Annotated in this window: 7 protein-coding genes and 1 pseudogene; 3 read left to right on the top strand and 5 right to left on the bottom strand. The window is 70.6% G+C overall.

Translation table 11 applies throughout. From position 1 onward, the window contains the following. Positions 1-123: 123 nt before the first annotated feature. A pseudogene (locus GAK38_RS18885) lies at positions 124-378 on the top strand (LysR substrate-binding domain-containing protein); the annotation flags it as partial. 34 nt (positions 379-412) lie between these two features. On the opposite strand, the gene GAK38_RS18880 reads toward GAK38_RS18885, so the two are convergent. Genes GAK38_RS18880 through GAK38_RS18870 form a run of 3 tightly spaced genes read right to left on the bottom strand, consistent with a single transcriptional unit; the run spans position 413 to position 3046 of the window. Further along, complete coding sequence (locus GAK38_RS18880) at positions 413-1864, bottom strand: sensor histidine kinase N-terminal domain-containing protein (RefSeq protein ID WP_325346499.1); 1452 nt, start codon at positions 1862-1864, stop codon at positions 413-415. Continuing rightward, entirely contained in the window at positions 1861-2556 is a 696-nt protein-coding gene (locus GAK38_RS18875; RefSeq protein WP_325346498.1) for a response regulator, read from the bottom strand. The genes GAK38_RS18880 and GAK38_RS18875 overlap by 4 nt, the downstream gene beginning before the upstream one ends. A 40-nt stretch (positions 2557-2596) precedes the next feature. Further along, entirely contained in the window at positions 2597-3046 is a 450-nt protein-coding gene (locus GAK38_RS18870; protein ID WP_325346497.1) for a MarR family winged helix-turn-helix transcriptional regulator, read from the bottom strand. A 139-nt stretch (positions 3047-3185) separates the two neighbouring features. On the opposite strand from GAK38_RS18870, the gene recA reads away from it, so the two are divergent. After that, a complete protein-coding gene (recA, locus tag GAK38_RS18865; protein WP_325346496.1) occupies positions 3186-4238 on the top strand; it encodes a recombinase RecA in 1053 nt (350 codons plus the stop codon). Beyond that, positions 4235-4702, top strand: a complete 468-nt coding sequence (gene recX, locus GAK38_RS18860; RefSeq protein WP_443089247.1) for a recombination regulator RecX — start codon at positions 4235-4237, stop codon at positions 4700-4702. Before recA ends, recX begins: the two co-directional genes overlap by 4 nt. Positions 4703-4781: 79 nt before the next feature. Here recX and GAK38_RS18855 read toward each other — a convergent pair whose 3' ends face one another. Then, on the bottom strand, positions 4782-5498 hold the full coding sequence (locus GAK38_RS18855; RefSeq protein ID WP_325346494.1) for a 16S rRNA (uracil(1498)-N(3))-methyltransferase: 717 nt from the start codon (positions 5496-5498) through the stop codon (positions 4782-4784). After that, complete coding sequence (locus GAK38_RS18850) at positions 5498-6562, bottom strand: aminoglycoside phosphotransferase family protein (protein WP_325346493.1); 1065 nt, start codon at positions 6560-6562, stop codon at positions 5498-5500. Before GAK38_RS18850 ends, GAK38_RS18855 begins: the two co-directional genes overlap by 1 nt. Between the last annotated feature and the right edge of the window lie 50 nt (positions 6563-6612).

Below are 6612 nucleotides of genomic sequence, written 5' to 3'. Positions count from 1 at the left end.
TTGGGGATCGTGGGCAACGCCGCCGTTCGGGCGGCTATCGCTGCGTTCTTCGTTTTCGTCTTGCTCGTCGGCATACATGCTCCTCATTGACATGCTATGCCTCACACACAAAATTTCGGACAGGCTCGGCCGGCCAGGCGTTCGCTCCAGACCATGAACCGCGCTGTCATGGCCGGCATGGGCCTGGCGCTGGTGCCGCGCTGCCTGGTGGCCGACGAGATCGCCAACGGCCTGGTGGCCGAGCCGCTGCCGGGCTACCGCAGCACGCTGGGCTGCTGGTTCTGCCACCCCGAGGGCCGGGCGCCGGTGCCGGCGCTGGGCTGTTTTCGCGACTGGCTGCTGGCGCAGGCCGAGCAGGACATACTCGCCCCCCAATGATCCCCTAGCGCTTTTCTTTCAATCGCGAGAGACCCTATCCCCCTGGGGTATCGACTCGTGCCGGGAACCGCACGGTAAACCGCGCCCCCGGCGGCACATGGCCCGGATGGGCATCGTCGAGCGCCACCTGCGCGCCGTGCTGGCGCGCGATCTCCACCACGATCGGCAGGCCCAAGCCCGAGCCGTCGGCGTCGGTGCCGAGCGCGCGGTAGAACGGCTGGAAGACCAGCTCCCGCTCCGCCGGCGGCACGCCGGGGCCCGAATCTTCCACCTGGAGCATGACGACGCGGCCGAACCGGTCGGCCAGCACCCGCACGGTGACGACCGACGCCGCACCCTTGCCCGCGGGCGTGTAGTTGATCGCGTTGTCGAGCAGGTTGCGCACCAGCTCCTTGAGCAGCGTGGGGTTGCCGTCGATCTCGACCCCCGGCACGCCGGGCGCGGCGCCGTCGTAGCCCAGGTCGATGCGCTTGTCCATGGCGCGCGGGACGGAGTCGCGCACCACCTCCATCGCCAGCTCAGCCAGGTCGCAGGGCACACGCGCGATCGGCGCACCGCCGCCCTCGGCCCGCGCCAGCGCGAGCAGCTGGTTGACGGTGTGCGTCGCCCGGATGCTGGCGCGTCCGATCTGCTGGAGCGAACGCTTGAGGTCGTCGGTGCTGATGCCCTGGCGCTGCGCGAGGTCGGCCTGCATGCGCAGGCCCGCCAGCGGCGTCTTGAGCTGGTGGGCCGCGTCGGCCAAAAAGCGCTTTTGCGTGGCCATCGAGTCGTGCAGCCGCTGCAGCAGGTCGTTGACCGAGGAGACCAGCGGCGCCACCTCCAGCGGCACCGCGCCGTCGTCGAGCGGGCTCAGGTCGTCGGGGCGGCGGGCGCGGATGCGCTCCTCCAGCTGCGACAGCGGCTTGATGCCGCGCGCCAGCGCCAGCCACACCAGCAGCACCGCCAGCGGCAGGATGACGAACTGCGGCAGCATCACGCCCTTGATGATCTCGGTAGCCAGCACGCTGCGCTTCTCGCGCGTCTCGGCCACCTGCACCAGGGCCGGCTCGGCGTCGGGCAGCGGCAGGCGCACCCAGACCCAGGCCACGCGCACGCCGAGGCCGCGCAGCTCGTCGTCGCGCAGGCGGACCTCGCCGACGCTCTGGCGCTCGTCCTCGCGCGGCAGCGGCAGGTCGCGCTCGCCCGAGAGGAACTCGCCGCGCGTGCCCATGACCTGGTAGTAGACGAGGTCGGAATCGTCGGCCCGCAGGATCTCGCTGGCCGGCTGCGGCAGGTTGAACTGGGCGCGCCCGCCCTGCACCGTGATGAGCTGCGCGAGCGCCTGGACGTTGTATTCGAGCGCGCGGTCGAACGGCTTGTTGGCCAGGTTCTGCGCCACCAGCCAGGTCAGCGCCAGGGTGATCGGCCACAGCAGCAAGAGCGGCGTGAGCATCCAGTCGAGGATTTCCCCGAACAGCGAGCGCTGCTCGCGCCGGAACAGGCTCATGTCGCCGTGGTGGAAGCGGGCGCGGGGATCTTTTCGAGGCAGTAGCCGAGCCCGCGCACGGTGGCGATGCGGATCGGGCCCTTCTCGATCTTCTTGCGCAGGCGGTGGATGTAGACCTCGATCGCGTTGGTACTGACCTCCTCGCCCCATTCGCACAGGCGCTCGACGAGCTGGTCCTTGCTGACCAGGCGGCCGGCGCGCTGGAGCAGTACTTCGAGCAGGCCCAGCTCGCGCGCCGAGAGTTCGACCATCCTGCCGTCGATGGTCGCCACGCGGCCGGCCTGGTCGTAGACCAGCGGGCCGTGCTTGATCGCGTTGCTGGTGCCACCCATGCCGCGCCGCGTCAGCGCCCGCACGCGGGCTTCGAGCTCCTGCAGCGAGAACGGCTTGGTCATGTAGTCGTCGGCGCCGAAGTCCAGGCCCTTGACGCGCTCCTCCACGCTGTCGGCGGCGGTGAGGATCAGCACCGGCAACGCCTGGCCCCGGCCGCGCAGGCGCTTCAGCACCTCCAGCCCGTGCAGCCGGGGCAGGCCCAGGTCGAGGATCAGCAGGTCGAACTCGGTGTTGGCCAGCAGCGCGGCGTCGGCCTCGGAGCCGCTGGCCACATGGTCCACCGCCGCGCCCGAGGAGCGCAGCGTGCGCAGCAGGCCGTCGGCCAGCACTTGGTCGTCTTCGGCGATGAGGATTCGCATGGCGGTGTCTCCATAGGCGTTTTTTTGGATTCTAGAAGCGCTACCCGGTATATGCCTCCAGCCCGATGCGCACCACCGTCGCCACCTCGGCGCCGACGGCCTCGGTGAATTCGGCCTCGGCCTGCGCCACCGCGCGGCGGAAGCCCGCGAGCCAGCCGAGCCCCGCGGGCGTGAAGCGCACGGTGCGCGCCCGGGCGTCGCGCGCGTCGCCCTCGCGCACCACCAGGCCCCAGGCCGCGCACTGGTCCACCAGCTTGCCCATGGCCTGCTTGGTCATGCCGGCGCGCTCGGCCAGTTCGGTCAGCCGCGCGCCGTGCTCGTCGAGGTGGCGCGTGATGTGGATGTGCGCGGCGCTCACCTGCTGGCGCGCCGCCAGGTTCGAGAGCGCCAGCGGCACCTCCACGTCGTGCGCCATGAGCGACAGCACCCGTTCGTCGAAGCGCCGCATCGCCTCGCCGAGCAGGCGGCCCAGATGCCAGGTGGTTGCCATCGTCAGATGGTAAACCAAACTGACCATTTATTAACTTGATCGAAAAGTATGCAACCCTAAAATACTGTTCACGCATCCAGCGCTGGTCATCCGAACAGGCCGCTGGCAACACGACAGATCCACACCGGAGATTGCATTCATGGACGCACCCACCAAGACCAGCGCCGCCGCCGCCGAGAAGGCCAAGGCCCTGCAGGCCGCCCTCGCGCAGATCGAGAAGCAGTTCGGCAAGGGCACGATCATGCGCCTGGGCGAAGGCGAGGCAATCGAGGACATCCAGGTCATCTCGACCGGCTCGCTGGGCCTGGACATCGCCCTGGGCGTCGGCGGCCTGCCGCGCGGCCGGGTCATCGAGATCTACGGCCCGGAATCCTCGGGCAAGACCACGCTCACGCTGCAGGCCATCGCCGAGATGCAGAAGCAGGGCGGCACCTGCGCCTTCGTCGATGCCGAGCACGCGCTCGACATCCAGTACGCCCAGAAGCTCGGCGTGAACATCCCCGACCTGCTGATCAGCCAGCCCGACACCGGCGAGCAGGCGCTGGAGATCGTCGACAGCCTCGTGCGCTCGGGCGCCGTGGACCTGATCGTGGTCGACTCGGTCGCCGCGCTCACGCCCAAGGCCGAGATCGAGGGCGAGATGGGCGACGCGCTGCCGGGCCTCCAGGCCCGCCTGATGAGCCAGGCGCTGCGCAAGCTGACCGCCACGATCAAGAAGACCAACACCATGGTCATCTTCATCAACCAGATCCGCATGAAGATCGGCGTGATGTTCGGCTCGCCCGAGACCACGACCGGCGGCAACGCGCTGAAGTTCTACGCCTCGGTGCGGCTGGACATCCGCCGCATCGGCACCATCAAGAAGGGCGACGAGGCCATCGGCAACGAAACCAAGGTCAAGGTGGTGAAGAACAAGGTCTCCCCGCCCTTCAAGACGGCCGAGTTCGACATCCTCTACGGCGAGGGCATCAGCCGCGAGGGCGAGATCATCGACATGGGCGTGACCGCCAAGATCGTCGAGAAGTCCGGCGCCTGGTATGCCTACGGCGGCGAGAAGATCGGCCAGGGCCGCGACAACGCGCGCGAGTTCCTGCGCGAGAACCCCGACCTCGCCCGCGAGATCGAGAACAAGGTGCGCGAATCGCTCGGCATCGCCCTGCTGCCGCCGGCAGCAACGGCCGCCGCCGAGTGACCGTGGCGCGGCCGCCGGGGCCGCCGCCCTCGCTCAAGGGCCGCGCGCTGCGCCACCTGGCCGGGCGCGAGCATTCGCGCGCCGAGCTGGAGCGCAAGCTGCGCCCGCACGAGCAGACGCCAGGCGAACTGGCCCGGGTGCTCGACGAGCTGACGGCCAAGGGCTTCATCAGCGAGGAGCGCGTGGTGCAGTCGCTGGTGCACCGCCGCGCCAGCCGGCTGGGCGCGGCGCGGCTGCGACAGGAGCTGGCCGCCAAGGGCGTCGCGCCCGAGGCGATCGCCGGCGCGCTGGCCGAGCTGGCGCCGACCGAGCTGGCCCGGGCGCGCGAGGTCTGGCAGCGGCGCTTCGACGCGCCGCCGGCCGATGCCCGGGAGCGGGCGAAGCAGGCGCGCTTCCTGATGGCGCGCGGCTTTGGCGGCGAAACGGTGCGCAAGGTGCTGGCGGGCGGCGGCGATACGGACTGACGCCTCATATACTCCTGACAGTATCATACGCTTGCGCTCGGCAGTCAATCGCTACAGCGGCATCACCCCGGGAGTATTTCTAACCGAGTGCTGCGAGTACCGCCAGCGGCGCCGTCTCGGCCCGCAGCACACGCGGCCCGAGCGTGACCGGCGCGAAACCCGCGGCCAGCGCGGCGTCTTCCTCGTGCGGCGCCAGGCCGCCTTCGGGGCCGTGCAGCACCAGCACCGGGCTGTCGCCGTCGCCCGCCGCCTCGCGCAGCGGCCGGCTGCCCTCGCGCAACGACAGCAGCAGGCGGCGCTGCGGCCAGCCGTCCGCGCCGCCGCGCAGCCAGTCCGCGATGTCGCGCACCGCATGCACGGTCGGCACACGGTTGCGGCCGCACTGCTCGCAGGCCGCGATGGCCACGCCCTGCCAGTGGGCCTGCTTCTTCCCGGCCCGCTCGCCCGACAGGCGCAGCACGCTGCGCGCGGCCGCGAGCGGCTGGAGGCTGGCGGCGCCCAGTTCGGCCGCCTTCTCGACCAGCCAGTCCATGCGCTCGTTGGCCGGCATGCCGCTGGCGATGTGGATGGCGCGGCGCGCCTCGCGCTCGACCGCATCGTGCGCGCCCACCCGCACCCGCACGTCGGCGCGGCCCATATGGGTGATGCCCGCGGTGTATTCGCCGCCCGCGCCGTCGAACAGCGTGACCGTGTCGCCGAGCTGGAGGCGCAGCACCTGCACATGGCGCGCAGCGCCGCTCGGCAGGTCAAGCTCGATGCCGGTGGACAGCCGGGTGGCGCAATGGATACGCGGCATCAGCGCCCGATCACCCAGCCGGTCTGCGCTTCGATGCCTTCGATCTCGTCGATCAGCTTCAGAAAAGGCCCGAGCTCGCGGTAGCGGTCCGCTGTCGCACGAACGTAATGAATGAAACGAGGCGCATCGCCCAGATAGCGCGGCTTGCCGTCGCGCAGCGTGAGCCGCGCGAAGATGCCGGCCACCTTCAGGTGGCGCTGCAGCCCCATCCATTCCACCGCGCGCCAGAAGGCGCCGAAGTCCTCGTGCACCGGCAGGCCGGCGCGCCGCGCGGCCTCCCAGTAGCGCACGGTGACGTCGATGACGAACTCCTCCGGCCAGCTGATGAAGGCATCGCGCAGCAGGCTGGCGATGTCGTAGGTGATCGGGCCGTGGACGGCGTCCTGGAAGTCCAGCACGCCCGGTCGCGGGTCGCCGCCCGAGGGCAGCATCAGGTTGCGCGTCATGAAGTCGCGGTGCACGTAGACCTGCGGCACGGCCAGGTTCTCGCGCACGATCGCATCGAATGCCGTATCGAGCACCTGCTGCTGCGCCGCATCGAGTTGCACGCCACGGTGGCGGCCCAGGTACCACTCGGGGAACAGGGCCAGCTCGCGCCGCAGCAACGCCCCGTCGTAGGCCGGCAGCACCCCGGGCTTCGATGCCTTCTGCCAGGCGACCAGCGCGTCGACCGCGGCCAGGTAGTGCGGCAGCGCGGCCTGCGGGTCGCCGGGGTCCAGCGCCTCGATGACCGTGCGCCGGCCCAGGTCGGTGATCAGCATGAACCCCAGCGGCCCGTTCCAGTCGAGCACTTCGGGCACGCGCAGGCCGGCCTCCTCCATCAGCGCCGCGACCTGCACGAACGGACGGCAGTCCTCCTTGTCGGGCGGTGCGTCCATGACGATCAGGCTGCCGGCGCCGTCGGCCCGGTCGATGCGCAGGTAGCGGCGAAAGCTCGCGTCGGCCGAGGCCAGGCGCAGGCTGGCGGTGTCGAGGCCGAGGCGCACGGCCGGCGGAGCGAGCCAGGCATCGAAGGCGGCGGCCCGGGCCGCGTCGGTCCAGGCAGGGGAAGTGGGATGGCTCATGGATAATCCGGACTTTATCGACCGCCCTCCTGCCTTCCCCGCCCGCCTGT

Origin of the sequence: Xylophilus sp., assembly GCA_009914555.1 — a bacterium.
Classification (GTDB): Bacteria; Pseudomonadota; Gammaproteobacteria; order Burkholderiales; family Burkholderiaceae_C; genus WNDY01.
This window is presented reverse-complemented; position numbering and strand designations above follow the sequence as displayed.

Excerpts from the sequence above, each read along its gene's own strand:
- GAK38_RS18855 (WP_325346494.1), bottom strand. The coding sequence starts at position 5,498 with ATGCCGCGTATCCATTGCGCCACCCGGCTGTCCACCGGCATCGAGCTT.
- GAK38_RS18875 (WP_325346498.1), bottom strand. The coding sequence starts at position 2,556 with ATGCGAATCCTCATCGCCGAAGACGACCAAGTGCTGGCCGACGGCCTG.
- GAK38_RS18880 (WP_325346499.1), bottom strand. The coding sequence starts at position 1,864 with ATGAGCCTGTTCCGGCGCGAGCAGCGCTCGCTGTTCGGGGAAATCCTC.
- recA (WP_325346496.1), top strand. The coding sequence starts at position 3,186 with ATGGACGCACCCACCAAGACCAGCGCCGCCGCCGCCGAGAAGGCCAAG.
- GAK38_RS18870 (WP_325346497.1), bottom strand. The coding sequence starts at position 3,046 with ATGGCAACCACCTGGCATCTGGGCCGCCTGCTCGGCGAGGCGATGCGG.
- GAK38_RS18850 (WP_325346493.1), bottom strand. The coding sequence starts at position 6,562 with ATGAGCCATCCCACTTCCCCTGCCTGGACCGACGCGGCCCGGGCCGCC.